Source organism: Nocardia gamkensis NBRC 108242 (genome assembly GCF_001612985.1).
In the GTDB taxonomy this organism is placed as follows: domain Bacteria; phylum Actinomycetota; class Actinomycetes; order Mycobacteriales; family Mycobacteriaceae; genus Nocardia; species Nocardia gamkensis.
Genome location: NZ_BDBM01000018.1, coordinates 35807 through 54655, shown reverse-complemented (window position 1 = coordinate 54655; position 18849 = coordinate 35807). Strand labels below are relative to the sequence as shown.

Genomic DNA, 18849 nt, shown 5'->3' with positions numbered 1-18849 from the left:
GGTGCCGGGCCGCTCGGTGAAATCCACTCCGCGTAGTCGATCCGTCGGCAGCTGCTTCGCTCTGTGGACCACCGTGCTGCGGGGGTCCGCTCGGCTTCGGCTCGCCGGGCTACACCCGGGGTGCGGTACGCCGATATCGTGCGTCGACGATCTCCATCGAGCCTGTCGAGGCGTCTTCACGTGTGCGCGGCGGAGAGTTCTGCGGCCTTCTCACTCTCCGGCGTCGTGCGGATCGTGCGGCGCGTCGTCGGCAGCACGGTCGCGGCGACGACGGTCGCCACCGCGAAGAGTCCCGCCGCGCAGCAGAGCGCCAGGGCGTACCCATCGTTCAGAGCCGCGGGCGCGGTGCTGTCGCCGGTTCTCGCGGCCGCGAGGGTGGCGAGCGCGGCCACGCCGACGCAGCCGCCGAGCTGGCGCGCGCTGTTGAAGACGCCGGAGGCCATCCCCGCTTCACGGGGTGCGACGCCCATGGTCGCCGCCGCGGCCACCGGGGCCAGGCACAGTCCGAGGCCGAATCCGCCCAGCAGCGAGGGGCCGAGGACGTCGGCGAGGAAGCTGCCGTCGGGGCTGATGAAGGCGAGCCAGCCGATACCGACCGTGGTCAGCACTCCGCCGAGGACCAGCGCCGCTTTCGGTGATCGCCTGCCGCCGAGACGAGTGGCCAGCACCGTGCCGACGATGACACTGAGCGAGAACGGTACGAACGCCGCGCCCGCCGCGCCCGCGCTCATGCCCAGCACCTGCTGTTGATACAGCGACAGCAGATAGAACGCACTGAATTGTCCGGCCCCGGCGAGGAATACGAACACGTTCGCGCCGCTCACCCAGCGATTGCCGAACAAGCCGAGCCGTACCAATGGAGTCGATGTACGCGCCTCGACGGCGAGGAAGGCCGCGGCCAGCGCCGCCCCCGCGCCGAGCGTGATCGCCGTGGTGGCGGAGAGCCGGCCGTGGTGTTCGGTCCGCACCACGCCCACCACCAGCAGACCGATTCCGGCGGTGCCGAGGACGGCGCCCGGCACGTCGATCCGTCCTCGCTCGCCTACCCGATCCGCGGCGACACCGGCCACCGCCGCGCCGAGCGCGACTACCACGATCGGGACGTTGATCAGCATGACCCAGCGCCAGTTCGCGTACTCGGTCAGCAATCCGCCGACCAGCACACCGATCGCGCCGCCCGCCGCGTTCACCGCGCTCCACACGCCGAGCGCTCGCACCCGCGCGGGACCTTCCGGGAATGTCGTGGTCAGGGTGGCCAGAGCGGCGGGCGCCACGGCCGCCGCCGCGAGGCCCTGCACCGCTCGCGCGGCGACGAGCTGCCACGGCTCCTGTGCGAGCCCGCCGGCCAGCGAGGCGACCCCGAACGCGACGAGCCCGCCGGTGAACAGCCTCCGCCGCCCGAACAGGTCGGACGCCTTCCCGCCCAGCAGCAGGAACCCGCCGAAGGTCAGCGCGTAGATGTGCACCACCCAGGCCAGATCGACCGGCGCGAAGCCCAGATCTGCCCGGATGGCGGGCAGCGCGACGTTCACCACCGCGAGGTCCAACGCGACCATGAACTGCGCGACGGCCACCGCCGTCAGCGCCATGCCCGGCCGCCCTCGAGAGTTTTTATACATGTATAAAAACTAACCGCACGCCTCGCCCCGTGTCCACACCCTTTTCGGGGGATGGGCGAAGATGGACCCATGCCGAGCTCGTCGTCGCAGCCCCAGCGCACCGGCCGACCCGCGCGTATCTCCCGCGCGGACATCGTCGCGGCGGCCAACGCGGTGATCGAGGCCGACGGCGTGGAGAAGCTGACCATGCGCCGCCTGGCCACCGAACTCGGTTGCACGCCGATGGCGCTCTACCACCATGTGCGCGACAAGGAAGACCTGCTCCGGCTGCTGCTCAACGACTATGCCGACCGGGTGGTGTGGCCCGATCTGCCGGAGGAGCCACGACAGCGCGTCCGCGTCGCGGCGCGGGCCATGCGCGACGTGCTCGCCACGCGCCCTTGGGTCGTCGAAATCCTCGCCGCCGACGATCTTTTGGGCGTCTCCGCGCTGTGGGTCACCGAATCGATCGTGGACGGGTTCGTCGCCGGGGGCCTACCCCTGGAGCGCGCCGTGCGGGCGTACCGCGCCATCTGGCACTACACGGCGGGCAACCTCATCGTGCGCGCCCGATCCGCCCGCCGGGCCGCGGAGGACCGCCCCACCTTCCGGGCACAGGTCTTCGCCGACCTCGACGCCGACGCCTACCCTCGCCTGGCCGCCCTCGGCTCCGACTACTTGTCCCTCGCCGCCGAGGACACCTACGAACTCGGGCTGGACGCCCTCATCGAGGGCCTGCTCCGGACGCTGTGAGACTCAGAACGTCACCCGCTGATCAGGGGGCAGGAACAGCTTGTCGCCTTCCTTCACCTCGAAGGTCTTGTAGAACTCGTCGAGATTGCGGACAACCTGGTTGCAGCGGAATTCGTTGGGGGAGTGGGTGTCGATGGCGAGGTAGCGGACGGTGAGTTCTTTCGTCTGCTTCTCCCGCCAGCTGCGGGCCCAGGACAGGAACATGGTGCGGTAGTCGGGATTGTCGATACCCCGGCGCTTCTCGGCGATGCGGAAAGCGGCCAAGGTGATCTGGAGTCCGCGCAGATCGGCGAGGTTCTCGCCGACGGTGAGTTCGCCGTTGACGTGCTGGTTCGGTTCCAGCCCCTCCGGAACGAGCGCGTTGTACTGGTCGACCAATTGCTTGGCCTTGGCGTCGAACGCGGCGCGGTCCTCGGGCGTCCACCAGTCGCGGCGATTGCCGTCACCGTCGTATTTGGAGCCCTGGTCGTCGAAACCGTGACCGATCTCGTGCCCGATGGTCGACCCGACCGCGCCGAAATTGACCGCGGGCAGCGCGTCCTTGTCGAAGAACGGCGGCTGGAGGTAGGCCGCCGGGAAGACGATCTGATTGGAGTTCGACGAGTAGTAGGCATTCACCGTCTGCGGCGACATCCCCCATTCGTCTTTGTCGACCGGCGTGCCGAGTCGCGCGAACGCGCGCTTGACCTCGAAAGCGTTGATGGCGAGCAACGACTCGATCAGCTTGCCCCTGGTGATCTGGAGCTTGGAGTAGTCGACCCACTTGTCCGGGTAGCCGATCTTGGGATCGATCTTGTCCAGTTTCGCCAGCGACGCCGTCCTGGTCGCGGGCGACATCCAGGTCGAGTTGGTGAAGTTCTCCCGGTAGGCCGCGACGACGTCGGCGAGCATTTCCTTGGCCCGCTCCTTGGCCTCCGGCGGGAAGTGCTTGGCCACATACAATTTCCCGAGCTGTTCGCCGAGCTTGTCGTCGACGATCGAAACCCCGTACTTCCAGCGTTCGGGCCGTTCGTCCTGCCCGTTGAGCACTTTGCCCTTGAATTCGAAGTTCGCGTCGTTGACGGCTTTGGGCAGGTAGGGGGCGAACTCGCGCAGCACGTAGAGCTTGAGGTAGTCCCGCCAGGTCGCGATATCCACTTCGGTCCACAACTGGCCCGCCGCCGTGATGTAGGAGGGCTGGTTGACCACCATCGTCGCGAACAGCTCGCGCGGGCGGTCGGTGTTCCCGGTCAGCCACGGGTCCCAGTCGAAGCCCGGAGCGAGTGCGGTCATATCGGCCCAGCTGTACACGTTGTACGTCGCGTCGGTGTCGCGGTTGCGCACGTTGTCCCAGTGTGCGGGCGCGATCCGCTTCTCCAGGTCGAACACCCGCTGCGCGATCCCGGCCGGATCGGTGAACCCCGCGCCCGCGGCGATGCGCTCGAGGAAGGACCGGTACTGCGTGAGCACCTCGGTGTATTCCGGCTTCCGGTAGTACTGCTCGCCGAGGCCGAGTCCGGCCTGCCCGACCGAAGGGATGTAGGCGTTCGAGTTCTTCCGGTCGACGCCGATGCCGAGCCCGATCAACCCGTCGATCGGCAGTCCGGCCATCACCTTCGCCAGCTCCGGCTTGGTGGCGGCGCCATCGATCTTGGCGAACAGCGGCGCCAGGGGCGTCATGCCGAGCCGTTCGATCTCGTCCCAGTCCACCCTGGCGTCGTAGAGGTCCCTGATCTGCTGCTCTTCCGAACCGGGTTTCGGGTCCCGGATGCCGTCGATGATCTCCCGCAACTGCTGCTCGGTGCGCTCGCCCGCCTCACTGCCCGAGCCGTAGCTGACCTTGTCCGGCGGCAGCTGGTAGTCCCGCAGCCACTTCCCGTTGACGTGCCGGTACAGGTCGTCCTGCGGCCGGATCGTCTCGTCCACGCCGCTGAGATCGACGCCGGTGAGCGTCCTGCTCGCGGGTTCGGTGTCGTCCGAGCACGCGACCAGCGCCGCGGCGGCAGGCACGGCCCCGAGGGCGACCAGGAAGGCACGACGATCCAGCTTTGCTGGCCGACCGGTAGATGTCACGAGAATCCTCTCCCCGACGCGGCGGTGCCGCAGATTTACGAAGGCAGCCTTGCAGGACACGAGGCTACCGGCGCGGCGCCGGGCCGGCCGGGATTGGGGAATCGGGCACCGCCGTGTGGCCCCGATTTGGGAACGACCTGCGGGTTCCCATACACTAGACCGGTTGCCTGCGGGAGCTATGCCCGCAATCCGGCAGTGAACCCCCAGTGGTTGGTTCCGCGTTTCTTGCTCGAACCGAGGAAACCGCTGGCAGGCGCGCGTCCGGAGGGCAACCGACCATGCCCGTCGGGTCGGCAATCCGGCGTGCACATACGTCCAGGTCAAGGAGGACGCTGAAGTGATTCAGCAGGAGTCGCGACTGCGCGTCGCCGACAACACGGGCGCGAAGGAAATCCTTTGCATCCGCGTTCTCGGTGGTTCGTCGCGTCGCTATGCCGGTATCGGCGACATCATCGTCGCTACCGTGAAAGACGCCATCCCCGGCGGCAACGTGAAGCGGGGTGACGTCGTCAAGGCCGTCGTCGTGCGCACCACCAAGGAGCGCCGTCGTCCCGATGGTTCCTACATCAAGTTCGACGAGAACGCGGCCGTGCTCATCAAGGCGGACAACGACCCGCGCGGCACTCGTATCTTCGGCCCGGTCGGCCGCGAGCTGCGCGACAAGAAGTTCATGAAGATCGTGTCGCTGGCTCCGGAGGTGCTCTGACATGAAGGTGCACAAGGGTGACACCGTGCTCGTCATCTCGGGCAAGGACAAGGGCGCCAAGGGCAAGGTCATCCAGGCCTACCCGAAGGAGAACCGGGTCCTCGTCGAGGGCGTGAACCGGATCAAGAAGCACGTCGCGAACTCCGCCAACCAGCGCGGCGCCTCCTCGGGCGGCATCGTGACCCAGGAAGCCCCCATCCACGTCTCGAACGTGATGGTCGTCGACTCCGACGGCAAGCCGGCCCGTATCGGCTACCGGACCGACGAGGAGAGCGGCAAGCGGGTCCGGATCTCCCGTAAGAACGGGAAGGACATCTGACATGACCACGACGGAAAAAGTGCAGCCCCGGCTGAAGCAGCGCTACCGCGAAGAAATCAAGGACGCGCTGAACAAGGAATTCGGCTACGCCAATGTGATGCAGATCCCGGGCGTGGTGAAGGTTGTCGTCAACATGGGTGTCGGTGACGCCGCCCGCGACGCGAAGCTGATCAACGGCGCCGTCGAGGACCTGGCCCTGATCACCGGTCAGAAGCCGCAGATCCGCAAGGCGACCAAGTCCATCGCGCAGTTCAAGCTGCGTGAGGGCATGCCGATCGGCGCCAAGGTCACCCTGCGCGGCGACCGGATGTGGGAGTTCCTGGACCGCCTGGTCTCCATCGCGCTGCCCCGTATCCGCGACTTCCGCGGCCTGTCGCCGAAGCAGTTCGACGGCAACGGCAACTACACGTTCGGCCTGAGCGAGCAGTCGATGTTCCACGAGATCGACGTGGACCGGATCGACCGTCCGCGTGGTATGGACATCACCGTGGTGACCACCGCGACCAACAACGAAGAAGGCCGTGCCCTGCTCAAGCACCTCGGCTTCCCGTTCAAGGAGAACTGAGCACATGGCAAAGAAAGCACTGGTCAACAAGGCCAACGCCAAGCCGAAGTTCGCTGTCCGCGCCTACACCCGCTGCCAGCGCTGCGGCCGCCCCCACGCGGTCTACCGCAAGTTCGGCCTCTGCCGCGTCTGCCTCCGCGAGATGGCGCACCGGGGCGAGCTGCCGGGCGTGCACAAGAGCTCCTGGTGAGCTGACGCTCCTGGTGAGCGCACCCGGATAACCGAACAGCAAGGCACGGACTCACACGAGTCCGTGCCTTTTGCTGTCTCCAGGAGTTTCTCTGCTATCTCATCGCTGTTATTTGGTGGTGTTGTCGAGGTACCGTCGGCGTGCCTGGTTCAGTTCGCGGCTCCACGTTGTTCCTTCGTCGGCCAACCGGCGTTGGAGCGTCCGTGGCCCGACCTCGAGGAGTCGGGCGGCGTCCGCCAGCGAGGGCGTACCTTCGGTGAGGGCGCCCTCCAGTGCGGTGCCCACCCGGTTCGACCATGTCGGAGAGCACACCGGCGGCATCGTGGCATAACGGCGCCCGGTCGCCGTGGGAACCCCGGCGGCGTGGTGGGTTTCGAATGCAGCTGGATGAGATCCGTCAAGGCCCGACACCAGTCGATCGGTCAGTTCCCTCGATCGACGCTTCTGGAAATCTCGGGGTGTTTCGCCGTAGCGTGCCTTGAACGCTTGGGAGAACCAGGTTTGCGTGAAACCGCAACGTGCGGCCACATCGCTGACAGTCGTGCTCTTTCCCTGTTGGGAGAGCAGGTCGCGCGCGGCGCGCAGCGCCTCGTCCTGCCGCACTTCCCGGTAGGTGGTACCGCTCTGCTGGAGGGCGAGCCGCAACTGCCGGGGCGACCAGCCGAGAGCCGATGCCACCGCAGGCAGACGCAAGTCCCCGCCACCGACGTGCTCCCGCACGTACTGACGAACGGCTGCAGCCGTTTCAGCCAGATTGCTTCGTTGCGGGCCCATATCGCCGAGCAGCATCAAGCAGATCAGCTCAGTGATTCGATCGCAGACAGCGTTGAATTGCCAGTCCGTGAGGTTGGATCGCTCGGCATGCGTTTCGCGGATCATGCTCTGCACGATCCGGCCCAGGCCCGATTCCATGTCGAGCGTCGTTTGCGGTGGTCCGGCGGACGACAGTCGATTGTCGATATCAGCACGCGGTATGCGAACCGCGTTCGTCACCATGCGTGGCATGTAGTACCGAAACGGCTGATCTGGGCTCAATAGCATTGCGCTACCGGGAGTTACGCGCATTACCGTGTCGTTCATTTCAAAGGTGTTGACTCCCCCCACAGCCCGCTGCGGCACGACCAGCCAATAGTCTTTACCGCCCTGCCGGGTGTGTGACGGGGTCCGCCAGGCTAGACGCTCGCTGCGTTGGTCGAAGCGCAGGAGAGTGTGAGCAACAGTGTCCTGAACGGTGGCACGGATCCACCAGTTGCGCGGATCACGATACCGGGACTCGGACGGCAGAAAGCTGTCGCTGAGTGCTTCCCACTCGTCGATGTCTTTCGTAACAAGCTCGGTGTACATCATGATGACGCCTTGGCAGATGTGTTATTCGGGGCTTCACGATTCAACATCACCTCGGAGGACCTGTAGCTGTCCTGCATATCCCGTCGTGAGAAGGGGACAGGCGGGAAACGCTGCGAACGATCGGCGTGACCGATGCTCGATCGCAGCATCGGTCACGAGCGTCACTCCGTCGGCTATGGACACATCGGGTCTCGCAGAAGCGCAAAACTCCCCGGCTGTGTCGAATTCACTCTGCACTACGCGCTGGGTTCCAGCAGGACGGGAAGTGCGAGGGGCCCGCAGGTGATGAAATTCGGGCCGTAGAACTGGTTAGGGTCACCGGCCAGGCGCAATCGCGGGAATCGGCTGAACAGCGTAGACAACGCGATGTGGCTTTCCAGCCGGGCCAGATGAGCGCCGAGGCAGACATGCGGTCCCCGGCCGAACGCCAGCTGGTCTCGGTGATCGCGGTCGATGTCGAAGGTACCGGCGTCCGGATAGCGCTCCGGGTCCCGCCCGACGCCGCCGTACCACCCCACCATGGCTCCCGCGGGAATGTCTACGCCGGCGATGGTGATGTCTTGCAGCGCATACCGAGTGGGAAGAATAGCGGCCACCGAAGAGCGGAAGCGCAGCATCTCCTCCACGACGTCCTTCCACCGGTCTTCGGCCTGGGCTTTGGCGAGTTGCTCGGGATGGGTGCACAGCGTGACGACCGCGTTGCCGAGCAGGTGCACAGTGGTTTCATGTCCGGCCATGAGCACCAACCACAACATGTTGACCAGTTCGTCGTCGGTCAAACCGTTCGCTTCGTTGGCCTCCAGCAGCGCGGAGGTGAGGTCGTCGCCGGGTGTGCGCCGTTTGCGGCCGAGGAGTTCGGCGAGGTAGCCGAGCATATCCGCCATCGCGGCCTGAATCTCGTCGCCGGTGCTCAGATGCGACATGACCGTGGACGCCCAGATCCGGAATTGTTGTTGTTCGGACGCCGGTACACCGAACAGTTCGCCGATCACCCGCACCGGCAGGGGGGTGGTGTAGCTGGAGACGAGATTGATTTCGGCCTTGTGGTCGGGAATATCGTCGAGGAGTTCGGTGGCGATCTGCTGGATTCGGGGCTCGAGCGCGGCGACTCTGCGAGGGGTGAACGCCTGGCTGATCGTTCTCCGCAGCCGTCGATGATCCTCACCGTCCATGTTGATCATGTGATCGATGTCGGTGAGCGCCCGCAAGGGCCAGTCGGCTGGAATCGTGCCGTCTTGCAGCGCCGGACAGTTGCGCGGGTTCTTGCTCAAGACGGTGCCGTCTCCGGCGAGGATTTCGCTCACCGCTTTGTGGCTGACGGCGAACCAGGCCACGACATTGCCGGGCAGTTCGATCGGAACGATCGGTCCACGCCGACGGATCCTGTCGAAGGTATCGAAAACCAATTCCCCAGCGGTAGGCAGCTGAGCGACGGGCTCGGTCATGATGTCTCCCATGGTGCGTTCGGTCACACACGGACACGGCTGACGTGTGCCCGCCCAGTGTCGGCCGCAGCGACACACCGAACGACCGGAACCGGGAATCGCTGCCTCACAACGAAAGTGCGACGCAGAAGAACAAACGTGGGAGCGAGATGTGCCAAGACCCTGCTGGGATGCCCCGGCAGGTGGAATCCACGGGGTGGTAGGCCAGGAAGTGTGGACTGGCGCAGCGGGTGATCGGGTTGATACCACGAAGGGCGCTGCGGCGGATCGTCTCCGCCGCAGCGCCCCGGTGGTCACCACGCCGACCACGGCGCACAGCGCGTAACCGACGACGAAGATCGCCAGGGTTGGAATGCTAATCCCGAGCGAGGGCACGGACTCCATACGAGTCCGTGCCCTCGCTCGCGTTCACGATTTCGAGCTGGTGCGATGCCGCGCTCGACTGCGTGGTCAGGCCGAAACCCGGTCGGCGGCGAGGAAATCGTCGACGAAGCTCAGCGCCCGGTTCTCCAAGTCCGCGTAGTGGGCTTCGCGCGCCGCGCCGGTGAGGGCTTCATCGAGCAGCAGGTTGCCCGCGGCATCCAGGCGCTGCCGCTTCTCTTCCGCGCCGGGCAACAACCCCACCGACGACTGCGTGAAACCGCAGTAGTAGGCGATACCGTCGTCGAGTTGCGCGCTGAGCGCATCCCGCATAGTCCCGACGAGCGCGTCGTCGTCTGCCACGCCCGCCAGGCCCAGCCACAGCATCCGCTTGCCTCCGAGCCGGGATTTGCTGCGGCCGTACGCGAATCCGTAGTTCCACACCCGATCGATCCAGCCCTTCAGAATCGCCGGGACGTGCATCCAGTACACCGGGAACACTGCGACGATCACCTCGGCGTCGAGGATGCGCCGCATATGGCTCTCGACTTCGGGGGAGTAGACCTTCTCCCGGTTGCCCCATTCCGGGAGGTCGGCGGCGGTCATCCGGGGATCGAAGTTCTCGGCGTGCAGGTTCAGCAGGTCGATCCGGTAGCCGGCCGCGATGAGCCGCCGGATGGCCAGTTCGGCGATATGGGCGGTCAGCGAATCGGGCCGGGGATGGGCGACGACGACCAGCGCGGTGCGGGTGATCGTGGTGTCCACGGTCGGGTTGTGCGGCAAGGTGGCCTCCACTGTGGGTCCGGAGTTCGGACGATCGGTTGTTCGGTCCGGGTTTCATTCCATATCCTGAGCAGTGGACGATCTATGGGTGAAGCTCTACATTCGATAGGAGTTCGTCTACCCTCGATGGTGTGGATCCTCTGAGCAAACTGCTGGGTGGTATACGCGCCGAGGGAGCTGTGCTCACCACCGCGGTCTTGGAAGCACCGTGGAGCATCCGGTTCGCCGACGAGGCGCCGTTGACCATGGTCACCGTGCTGCGCGGTGCGGGGACCCTACTGCTGCCGGGTGGTCTGGAACGTCGGATCACGGTGGGGGACACCGCGATCGTGCGCGGTCCGCAGTCGTTCGTTCTCGTCGACCGCGCCGATACTGTCGGCCTGCCGCACGAGGAATACGAGGTCGCCTGCTTCGCGACGGACGCGAAATGCGATCCCGCGCTCGGTCGCGGTCGCTGGGAGAACGACCCCGCCGGTGAGACCGCTCTGATCGTCGGCGCCTATCGGGCGTCCGGCCGACGCCACGAACGTCTGCTGCGTGCTGTTCCACCCGTCCTCGTGGTGACCGACGATGTGGAGGTGTGCGCGTGGATGGAGTCGATCGCCGCGGACGCGGCCCGGCGTCCGGCCGGAGCGCAGGCGATGATGGACCGGCTGCTCGACTGGGCGCTGGTGTGCACGCTGCGCGACTGGTTCGAGGGGCTGGACGCTGACGCGCCGGGTTGGTATCGCGGGCCGGCCGATCCGGTGGTCGGGCCGGCGTTGGAGGCCATGCACGGAAAGCCCGCCGCCGGTTGGACGGTCGCGTCGCTGGCCGCCGAGGCGGGGGTGTCCCGGGCGCTGTTCGCTCGGCGGTTCTCCGAGGTCATGGGCCAGTCACCCCTGGCATACCTCACCGAATGCCGGATGGATGAGGCGGAGGAACTACTGGCCGACCGCAGTCTCACCGTGGCGCAGGTGGCGAAGGCAGTCGGTTATGCGGACGCTTTCGGTTTCAGTGCGGCGTTCAAGCGGCTTCGAGGTGTCCGTCCCACTGATTTCCGCGCCGCCACCGGTCTGGGAGCGTGAACGATCTCACCGTCCGAGACCGACTTCAGGGCGTTTTCGATCGGCGGCAGCCGAGTGGAGTCTTGCTCGGGGCAGGAGCGGTCACGGCAGGCAAGGCTCTGGTCACGGTGCCGAAATGGGCCGGAAAGATCAAAGACGGCATCCTCGCCTGGCGTGGGCGCAAGGCGCTACAGATCGCGGGCGTCAAACAGGAGGCCAAAGATGCCGTTGTCAAGGCCAGAAAGGTGGTCACCGACCTGCGTGATCGGCTGCGGAAGAAGGTCGATGACGCCCCCAAGCCACCGAAAAAGTCTCTCAAGGAAGAGTTGGACAACGCCCAGGTATGGACCGGGCGGAACTTTCGCGGCCGATCCTGCGCGGAGTGCGCTCGTTGTGATCGAGAAGCTGGAGAATTTCTTACTCTACAACGAGGTGGACGATTGGGCTACGATCAGCGAGTTCGATGGGACGATCGAGAAATTCGCTGCGGAAGAATGCTCGCGCGCTTGCGTACTCGATGTCATCGAATAATTGGCGAACAATCGGCGAAAACGATTCCTGGTCGCTCGAAGCCCGACGTCACCGGCGGTCCGCGTCGTCGCCGAAGTCGTCGGCGAGGATGTCGTCGACGCGTTCGGCCAGAGTGGGATCGCCGCTCGCGAAACGCCTCAAACGCAATGGTTCGGATCGGCGGCGCACCCGCATCGCGGCCAGATGGATTGCATTACGGATGATCTCTGCCTCACTGACATCACTCCGTGCCGCGGCGTCCTTGATGACGGCTAGATCTTCAGCGTCGGCGTAGACCATCGTGCGCTTGAGGGGCATATGAGTATCGTGGCATATATGCCACCGAGCGAGCTCTAGACAGAAGCGCCGTCGAAATCAGAACTTCAACTCCGACCACGGGATGTGGATCGGGAACGGGAAGTCGATGGTGATCGCGTCGGAATCGTTCGGTGCCCACTCGCCGATCAGGAGGTAGTTCGTCGGATATAGCGGGTGTACGCCGGGTGGGAGCTTGCCAGGGGTGGTTTGCAGGGCGTATGCGCGGACCTGCGCGATGGTGCTCTTCTCACGCGCGAGCGTCACGTCCCAATACCAGGGAACGCCTGCATCGGCGTAGCGCCTCTGGTCGTCGTAAGGATCGGTAGCGGTGCTCCACGGCGAATGGATTCGGCCTGCCAGGAGCACGTCTTGGGCGCGGATGTCCTGGTAGGGGGCATCGAGGCGGCGGTAGACGAGGATGTCGGGGGTGGCGAAGTCCGACTTGCCGGTCGTACCGAAGAAGACGTTGGTTTCGAAATCCACGCGCCACCAGCTTTGCGGCTGCTCGGCCATGCCGTCGCGTGCGCAGCGCTTGAGCGCGCCGGTCAGCGCGAAGGTGAACGCTTGCTGTTCGGCGGGTTCCCGCCCTCGCCAGACGACGCGCCCGTTGCGCAGTTCGATCCGGCCGGCGATCTCCTCGGGTAGCTGCTCGAACTCCTCCCAGGTCATGGACTCCGGGAGGTCGGGTCGTTCGACGCCTGGGCTCGACATAGCCTCATGGTAGACCGGCGGCAGCTCATTTCCGCTGGTCACAAACCGGATGAAACGCCGTGCTCACAGACCCGGATTTTGCCCCGGTGAACCCCTTGCCTACACTAGAGCGGTTGCCTGGGCACCTCCATGTCCGCATGCGTGCGCTCGGGCGATCGAACCTCCTCCGGTCGGCAAGTGTCGGCCGGACCATCCGAATTGTCGTAGGCCCACCGCTGGGCGTGCCGATGTGCATGTCAGCGCTGTATGGGAACCGCGGCGAGAAAGGTGTCTAGGTCGAACCATGACCATGACTGATCCGATCGCAGACTTCCTGACACGTCTGCGCAACGCCAACTCGGCGTACCACGATCAGGTGAAGGCTCCGCACTCGAAGCTCAAGGCGAACATCGCCGAGATCCTCAAGCGCGAGGGCTACATCGCCGATTACCGGACCGAGGACGCACAGGTGGGCAAGACGCTCATCGTCGACCTCAAGTACGGCCCGAGCCGCGAGCGCAGCCTCGCGGGCGTGCGCCGTGTCTCCAAGCCCGGTCTGCGCGTGTACGCGAAATCCACCAATCTGCCCAAGGTGCTCGGCGGCCTCGGCGTGGCGATCATCTCCACGTCCTCCGGCCTGCTGACCGACAAGCAGGCGGCCAAGCAGGGCGTGGGCGGCGAAGTCCTCGCTTACGTCTGGTAAGGGAGCAGGGACTATGTCGCGTATTGGTAAGAAGCCCATCGCCCTTCCGGCCGGTGTGGATGTGACCATCGACGGCCAGGACATCTCGGTGAAGGGGCCCAAGGGCACCCTGTCGCTCACCGTCGCCGAGCCGATCACCGTCGCCAAGGGCGAGGACGGCCAGCTCGAGGTCGCCCGTCCGGACGACGAGCGCCGCAGCCGCGCACTGCACGGCCTGACCCGCACCCTCGTGTCGAACATGGTTGTCGGCGTGACCCAGGGCTACGAGAAGAAGATGGAAATCTTCGGCGTCGGTTACCGCGTCGCGCTGAAGGGCCAGAACCTCGAGTTCGCCCTCGGCTACAGCCACCCGGTGCCGATCGAGGCGCCCGAGGGCATCACGTTCGCGGTGGAGTCGCCCACCAAGTTCTCCGTGTCCGGAATCGACAAGCAGAAGGTCGGCCAGATTTCGGCGGTCATCCACGGCCTGCGCAAGCCCGACCCGTACAAGGGCAAGGGCATCCGCTACGCCGGCGAGGTCGTTCGCCGCAAGGTCGGAAAGACGGGTAAGTGATCATGGCGCAAACCGAAAACCAGAAGGCCAAGCGCATCCCCCTGGGCAAGGACGTGTCGACCCAGCGCCGTCTGTCGAAGACGCGCCGTCACTTCCGTCTGCGCAAGAAGGTGGAAGGAACCACCGAGCGTCCGCGCCTGGTGGTCAACCGCTCCTCGCGGCACCTGCACGCGCAGCTGGTGGACGACTCGGCGGGCACGACCATCGCCGCCGCCTCGACCATCGAAGCCGACGTGCGGGCGCTGGACGGCGACAAGTCGGCCAAGAGCAAGAAGGTCGGTGCCCTGCTGGCCGAGCGCGCCAAGGCCGCCGGTGTCGAGGCCGTCGTGTTCGACCGTGGTGGCCACGACTACCACGGCCGGATCGCCGCACTGGCCGATGCCGCTCGCGAAGGTGGGTTGAAATTCTGATGATCGTCAACAAGAACGGAAGGAACGTCTGATGCCGGGACGTCAGAGGCGTGACGGCGGAAGCGGACCCGCCGGACAGAATGGCAGCGCCCCCGAGGGCGGCCGCGGCGACCGTCGCGGTGGTGGCGACCGTCGGGGCGGCGGCGACCGTCGCGACAACGCCGCCGAGAAGAACCAGCTCGAGCGGGTCGTCGCGATCAACCGCGTCTCCAAGGTCGTGAAGGGTGGTCGGCGCTTCAGCTTCACCGCCCTGGTGATCGTCGGTGACGGCAACGGTCTGGTCGGCGTCGGCTACGGCAAGGCCAAGGAAGTTCCCGCGGCCATCCAGAAGGGTGTCGAAGAGGCTCGCAAGAACTTCTTCCGCGTCCCGATGATCGGCTCCACCATCACGCACCCGGTTCAGGGTGAGGCGGCCGCCGGTGTGGTCATGCTGCGTCCGGCCTCGCCGGGTACCGGTGTGATCGCCGGTGGCGCGGCTCGTGCCGTGCTGGAATGCGCCGGTATCCACGACATTCTGGCGAAGTCGCTCGGTAGCGACAACGCCATCAACGTCGTGCACGCGACTGTCACTGCCCTCAAGCAGCTGCAGCGTCCCGAAGAGGTCGCGGCTCGCCGTGGCCTGCCGCTCGAGGACGTCGCCCCTGCCGGCATGCTGCGTGCGCGCGCTCAGGCTGCCGGAGGTGTCAAGTAATGGCAGATCTCAAGGTGACCCAGATCAAGAGTTCGATCGGCGCCAAGCAGAATCAGCGGGACAGCCTTCGGACCCTCGGTCTGCGCGGTATCCGCAAGACCGTGGTCCGCGAGGACAATGCCCAGAACCGCGGGCTGATCAACGTCGTGCGCCACCTCGTGACCGTTGAGGAGGTCTGACATGACCATCAAGTTGCACCACCTGCGTCCGGCTCCCGGCGCCAAGACCGAGAAGATCCGTGTGGGTCGCGGTGAGGGCTCCAAGGGCAAGACCGCGGGCCGTGGTACCAAGGGCACCAAGGCCCGCAAGAATGTCCCGGCCGCCTTCGAGGGCGGGCAGATGCCGCTGCACATGCGGCTGCCCAAGCTCAAGGGCTTCACGAACCCGTTCCGCACGGAATACCAGGTCGTGAACGTCGGCGCCATCGCGAAGCTGTTCCCCGAGGGCGGCGAGGTCGGCAAGGCCGAGCTCGTGGCGGCCGGCGCGGTTCGCAAGAACCAGCTGGTCAAGGTCCTCGGCGATGGTGAGATCGGCGTCGCGGTCCAGGTGACCGTGGACAAGGTCACCGGCTCGGCGAAAGAGAAGATCACCGCCGCCGGTGGCACCGTCACCGAGCTGGGCTGACGGTACTCTGCATGACAGCGGCACCGGACGAGTGAACGGCTCGTCCGGTGCCACTGTTAGAGTTCAATTGTTGTCTGCCAAGCCTCGTCGTGGTTTTCGGCGTCCCTTCTGTGTCGAGCAGGGACATCGCTGAACATCCATGTCATGACCATGTCGTTCGCCAGGAGGATCAGTGCTTTCCGCCTTCGTATCGGCCTTCCGGACTCCGGACTTACGGCGGAAGATTCTCTTCACGCTGGGGTTGATCGCGTTGTACCGGCTGGGTGCCTCGCTGCCGTCCCCCGGCGTCGACTACAAGGCTGTCCAGGAGTGTATCGACCTGGTCTCCGGTGGTGAATCGGGCGGCATCTACCAGCTGATCAACCTGTTCTCCGGTGGTGCGCTGCTGCAGCTGTCGGTCTTCGCGATCGGCATCATGCCCTACATCACCGCGAGCATCATCATCCAGCTGCTCACCGTCGTCATCCCGCGGTTCGAGGAACTGCGCAAGGAAGGCCAAGCCGGCCAGACGAAGATGACGCAGTACACCCGATATCTGGCGGTCGCCTTGGCGATCCTGCAGGCCACCGGTCTGGTCGCACTGGCGGCCCGCGGTCAGCTGCTGCAGGGCTGCCAGAAGGACATCCTGGCCGACACCAGCATCTTCGGCATGATCATCATCGTGCTCGTGATGACCGCGGGCGCTTCGCTGGTGATGTGGTTCGGCGAGCAGATCACCGAGCGCGGCATCGGCAACGGCATGTCCCTGCTGATCTTCGCCGGTATCGCCGCCCGCATCCCGAGCGAGGGCAAGGCGATCCTGGACAGCCGGGGCGGTCTGGTATTCGGCTTGGTGTGCGTCGCCGCGCTGGCCATCGTCGCCGCGGTGATCTTCGTCGAGCAGGGCCAGCGCCGCATCCCGGTGCAGTACGCCAAGCGCGTGGTCGGCCGCAAGATGTACGGCGGCTCCTCGACCTACCTGCCGCTGAAGGTGAACCAGGCGGGTGTCATCCCGGTCATCTTCGCCTCGTCGCTGCTGTATCTGCCGAACCTGGTGGCGCAGCTGACGGGTGCGCAGAACAACCAGAACCCGAGCTGGTGGCAGGAGATCATCCAGAAATACCTGGTGAACCCGGGCAACCCGGTGTACATCGCGATCTACTTCAGTTTGATCGTGTTCTTCACCTACTTCTACGTCGCGATCACCTTCAACCCGGAGGAGCGCGCCGACGAGATGAAGAAGTTCGGTGGCTTCATCCCGGGCTACCGGCCCGGCAAGCCGACCGCCGACTACCTCAACTTCGTCCTGAGCCGTATCACCCTCCCCGGCTCGATCTATCTCGGTCTGGTCGCTGTGCTGCCGAACCTGTTCCTCGACATCGGCGCCTCCGGTGGTACCCAGAACCTTCCGTTCGGCGGTACCGCGGTGCTGATCATGGTGAGCGTCGGTTTGGACACCGTGAAGCAGATCGAGAGCCAGCTGATGAATCGAAATTACGAAGGGTTCCTCAAGTGAGAGTTGTACTGCTCGGTCCGCCGGGCGCCGGTAAAGGCACCCAGGCTGTCCTGCTGTCGGAGAAGCTGGGCGTTCCGCACATCTCCACCGGGGACCTGTTCCGCGCGAATATCAGCCAGCAGACTCCGTTGGGCCGCGAGGCGCAGAAGTACATGGACGCGGGCGACCTGGTGCCCAGCGATGTGACCAACCGCATGGTGGAGGCGCGGGTCAACGAGCCCGATGCCGCCAACGGGTTCGTACTCGACGGATACCCGCGCACGGTGGATCAGGCCGATGCGCTGGAGAAGATCCTGAAGAACATGAACACCAAGCTCGACGCGGTGCTGCGCTTCGTCGTGCCGGAGGACACCGTGGTCGAGCGGATGCTCGCCCGTGGCCGCACCGATGACAACGAGGGTGTGATCCGCAACCGCCTGCGGGTGTACCGCGAGGAGACCGAACCGCTGCTGGAGCACTACGACGGCCTGGTCGTCTCGGTGGACGGCGTCGGCGAGGTCGATGACGTCAACGCGCGGGCACTTCGCGCGCTGGGCCACTGAGTCGGCTCACGATGGAGCGCTGAGGCGGGATGGTCTTCAACCGCAAGAAGAAGGTCGTGCCGTTCCGGACGGCAGGCGAACTGGATGCCATGGCGGCGGCCGGCGCGATCGTCGGCCGCGCCCTGGTCGCCGTGCGCGCGGCTGCCAAACCCGGGGTGTCCACCCTGGAACTGGACGAGGTCGCCGAGCAGGTGATCCGGGACGCGGGCGCGGTGCCGTCGTTCAAGGGCTACCACGGCTTTCCCGCGTCGATCTGCGCGTCGGTCAACGATCGCGTGGTGCACGGGATCCCGACGACGGAGGAGATCCTCACCGAAGGCGACCTGGTCTCCATCGACTGCGGCGCGATTCTCGACGGCTGGCACGGTGATTCGGCCTGGACCTTCGGTGTGGGCACGATCATCGAGGCCGACCGCCTGCTCAGCGAGGCGACCAAGTCGTCGATGGAAGCGGGAATCGCGGCGATGCTGCCCGGCAACCGGCTGACCGACGTTTCGCACGCGATCGAGCTCGGCACCCGGGCGGCCGAGAAGGAGCACGGGCGCGCCTACGGCATCGTCGACGGTTACGGTGGGCACGCCATCGGCCGCGAGATGCACCTCGACCCGTTCCTCGCCAACGAAGGCGAGCCGGGTAAGGGCCCGAAGCTCGTGGTGGGGTCGGTGCTCGCGATCGAGCCGATGCTCACGCTCGGCACCACCCAGACGAAGGTGCTCGACGACGACTGGACCGTGGTCACCGTGGACGGCAGTCGTGCGGCACATTGGGAGCACACTGTCGCCGTCACGGAAGACGGACCCCGGATCCTGACGCTGCGTCCGGAGTAGCGCACGGTGGGCGGCCGTCGGGCGGCCCGGTTCGGTAACACTGCGCGGCGAGGAAACGAGCCGCACCGACGCCAGGCTTCCTGGTCGATCTCGCCGCGTCGCCGCGTGCCGACACCTTGCGCCGACACGCCCATCGGGCGATACCCAGCTTTCGCTGGATCGGTGACGTCGTTCCTTGCACCCGCGTCCTGCGCGTTGAGCCGAAGCGGTGGGCCCTGGGCGGTGCCCGTGCGGGGTGGAACGGTTACTTTCTCCTTGGTTCGATACTGTTTTGAACGATGCCGTCAGCGTATGGCCGGACGGGTGGCGCGGACGTGAGTAG

General features: G+C 65.7%; 23 protein-coding genes. 16 read left to right on the top strand and 7 right to left on the bottom strand.

The features are described 5' to 3' along the window. Window positions 1-176: 176 nt before the first annotated feature. The gene (locus NG1_RS16745; RefSeq protein ID WP_174315474.1) at window positions 177-1619 is read right to left on the bottom strand and encodes an MFS transporter; all 1443 of its coding nucleotides are present in this window, start codon (window positions 1617-1619) and stop codon (window positions 177-179) included. Window positions 1620-1688: 69 nt separating this feature from the next. On the opposite strand from NG1_RS16745, the gene NG1_RS16740 reads away from it, so the two are divergent. Continuing rightward, window positions 1689-2351 (top strand): TetR/AcrR family transcriptional regulator, encoded by a 663-nt coding sequence (locus NG1_RS16740; RefSeq protein WP_084498978.1) that lies wholly within the window; start codon window positions 1689-1691, stop codon window positions 2349-2351. A gap of 3 nt (window positions 2352-2354) precedes the next feature. Here NG1_RS16740 and NG1_RS16735 read toward each other — a convergent pair whose 3' ends face one another. Then, a complete protein-coding gene (locus NG1_RS16735; RefSeq protein ID WP_245659934.1) occupies window positions 2355-4403 on the bottom strand; it encodes a M13 family metallopeptidase in 2049 nt (682 codons plus the stop codon). Between the two features lie 337 nt (window positions 4404-4740). Between NG1_RS16735 and rplN the strand changes: the two genes are divergently transcribed. From rplN to NG1_RS16715, 4 genes are read left to right on the top strand one after another with little or no spacing between them, the layout of a single operon-like run. Beyond that, window positions 4741-5109, top strand: coding sequence for a 50S ribosomal protein L14 (rplN, locus tag NG1_RS16730; protein WP_039795505.1), 369 nt, complete (start codon window positions 4741-4743; stop codon window positions 5107-5109). Window position 5110: 1 nt separating this feature from the next. After that, the gene (rplX, locus tag NG1_RS16725; RefSeq protein ID WP_040864865.1) at window positions 5111-5428 is read left to right on the top strand and encodes a 50S ribosomal protein L24; all 318 of its coding nucleotides are present in this window, start codon (window positions 5111-5113) and stop codon (window positions 5426-5428) included. A 1-nt stretch (window position 5429) separates the two neighbouring features. Then, entirely contained in the window at window positions 5430-5993 is a 564-nt protein-coding gene (gene rplE, locus NG1_RS16720; RefSeq protein WP_040864866.1) for a 50S ribosomal protein L5, read from the top strand. Window positions 5994-5997: 4 nt separating this feature from the next. Further along, window positions 5998-6183, top strand: coding sequence for a type Z 30S ribosomal protein S14 (locus NG1_RS16715; RefSeq protein WP_014981705.1), 186 nt, complete (start codon window positions 5998-6000; stop codon window positions 6181-6183). Between the two features lie 108 nt (window positions 6184-6291). Here NG1_RS16715 and NG1_RS16710 read toward each other — a convergent pair whose 3' ends face one another. The 3 genes from NG1_RS16710 to NG1_RS16700 form a co-directional block, all read right to left on the bottom strand. Then, window positions 6292-7530, bottom strand: coding sequence for an AraC family transcriptional regulator (locus tag NG1_RS16710; RefSeq protein WP_084498977.1), 1239 nt, complete (start codon window positions 7528-7530; stop codon window positions 6292-6294). A 236-nt stretch (window positions 7531-7766) separates the two neighbouring features. Further along, entirely contained in the window at window positions 7767-9359 is a 1593-nt protein-coding gene (locus NG1_RS16705) for a cytochrome P450 family protein (RefSeq protein WP_084498976.1), read from the bottom strand. Between the two features lie 66 nt (window positions 9360-9425). Beyond that, window positions 9426-10118, bottom strand: a complete 693-nt coding sequence (locus NG1_RS16700) for an NAD(P)H oxidoreductase (protein ID WP_168434221.1) — start codon at window positions 10116-10118, stop codon at window positions 9426-9428. Between the two features lie 131 nt (window positions 10119-10249). Between NG1_RS16700 and NG1_RS16695 the strand changes: the two genes are divergently transcribed. Continuing rightward, the gene (locus NG1_RS16695; RefSeq protein ID WP_062971848.1) at window positions 10250-11185 is read left to right on the top strand and encodes an AraC family transcriptional regulator; all 936 of its coding nucleotides are present in this window, start codon (window positions 10250-10252) and stop codon (window positions 11183-11185) included. Between the two features lie 372 nt (window positions 11186-11557). Next, a complete protein-coding gene (locus NG1_RS36750; protein WP_157114090.1) occupies window positions 11558-11695 on the top strand; it encodes a hypothetical protein in 138 nt (45 codons plus the stop codon). A gap of 48 nt (window positions 11696-11743) precedes the next feature. Here NG1_RS36750 and NG1_RS16690 read toward each other — a convergent pair whose 3' ends face one another. Both NG1_RS16690 and NG1_RS16685 read right to left on the bottom strand, forming a co-directional pair. Beyond that, a complete protein-coding gene (locus NG1_RS16690; RefSeq protein WP_062971847.1) occupies window positions 11744-11992 on the bottom strand; it encodes a hypothetical protein in 249 nt (82 codons plus the stop codon). Between the two features lie 57 nt (window positions 11993-12049). Continuing rightward, entirely contained in the window at window positions 12050-12703 is a 654-nt protein-coding gene (locus NG1_RS16685) for a Uma2 family endonuclease (protein ID WP_062971846.1), read from the bottom strand. Between the two features lie 283 nt (window positions 12704-12986). Here NG1_RS16685 and rpsH point away from each other — a divergent pair, with 283 nt between their 5' ends. From rpsH to map, 9 genes are all read left to right on the top strand, one after another. Continuing rightward, complete coding sequence (gene rpsH, locus NG1_RS16680; RefSeq protein WP_039795549.1) at window positions 12987-13385, top strand: 30S ribosomal protein S8; 399 nt, start codon at window positions 12987-12989, stop codon at window positions 13383-13385. A gap of 13 nt (window positions 13386-13398) precedes the next feature. Beyond that, window positions 13399-13938: a 50S ribosomal protein L6 gene (gene rplF / locus NG1_RS16675; protein WP_062971845.1), complete on the top strand. Its 540-nt coding sequence runs from the start codon at window positions 13399-13401 to the stop codon at window positions 13936-13938. Window positions 13939-13940: 2 nt separating this feature from the next. Next, on the top strand, window positions 13941-14348 hold the full coding sequence (gene rplR, locus NG1_RS16670; RefSeq protein ID WP_062971843.1) for a 50S ribosomal protein L18: 408 nt from the start codon (window positions 13941-13943) through the stop codon (window positions 14346-14348). A gap of 31 nt (window positions 14349-14379) precedes the next feature. Next, window positions 14380-15039 (top strand): 30S ribosomal protein S5, encoded by a 660-nt coding sequence (rpsE, locus tag NG1_RS16665; RefSeq protein WP_039795557.1) that lies wholly within the window; start codon window positions 14380-14382, stop codon window positions 15037-15039. Next, window positions 15039-15218, top strand: a complete 180-nt coding sequence (gene rpmD / locus NG1_RS16660; RefSeq protein ID WP_040864898.1) for a 50S ribosomal protein L30 — start codon at window positions 15039-15041, stop codon at window positions 15216-15218. The genes rpsE and rpmD overlap by 1 nt, the downstream gene beginning before the upstream one ends. A gap of 1 nt (window position 15219) precedes the next feature. Continuing rightward, window positions 15220-15663, top strand: coding sequence for a 50S ribosomal protein L15 (rplO, locus tag NG1_RS16655; RefSeq protein ID WP_051168540.1), 444 nt, complete (start codon window positions 15220-15222; stop codon window positions 15661-15663). Window positions 15664-15835: 172 nt separating this feature from the next. Beyond that, window positions 15836-17158 (top strand): preprotein translocase subunit SecY, encoded by a 1323-nt coding sequence (gene secY / locus NG1_RS16650; RefSeq protein ID WP_040864899.1) that lies wholly within the window; start codon window positions 15836-15838, stop codon window positions 17156-17158. Then, entirely contained in the window at window positions 17155-17700 is a 546-nt protein-coding gene (locus NG1_RS16645; protein WP_062971841.1) for an adenylate kinase, read from the top strand. Before secY ends, NG1_RS16645 begins: the two co-directional genes overlap by 4 nt. A gap of 29 nt (window positions 17701-17729) precedes the next feature. Next, entirely contained in the window at window positions 17730-18527 is a 798-nt protein-coding gene (map, locus tag NG1_RS16640) for a type I methionyl aminopeptidase (protein ID WP_062971838.1), read from the top strand. Window positions 18528-18849 lie beyond the last annotated feature (322 nt).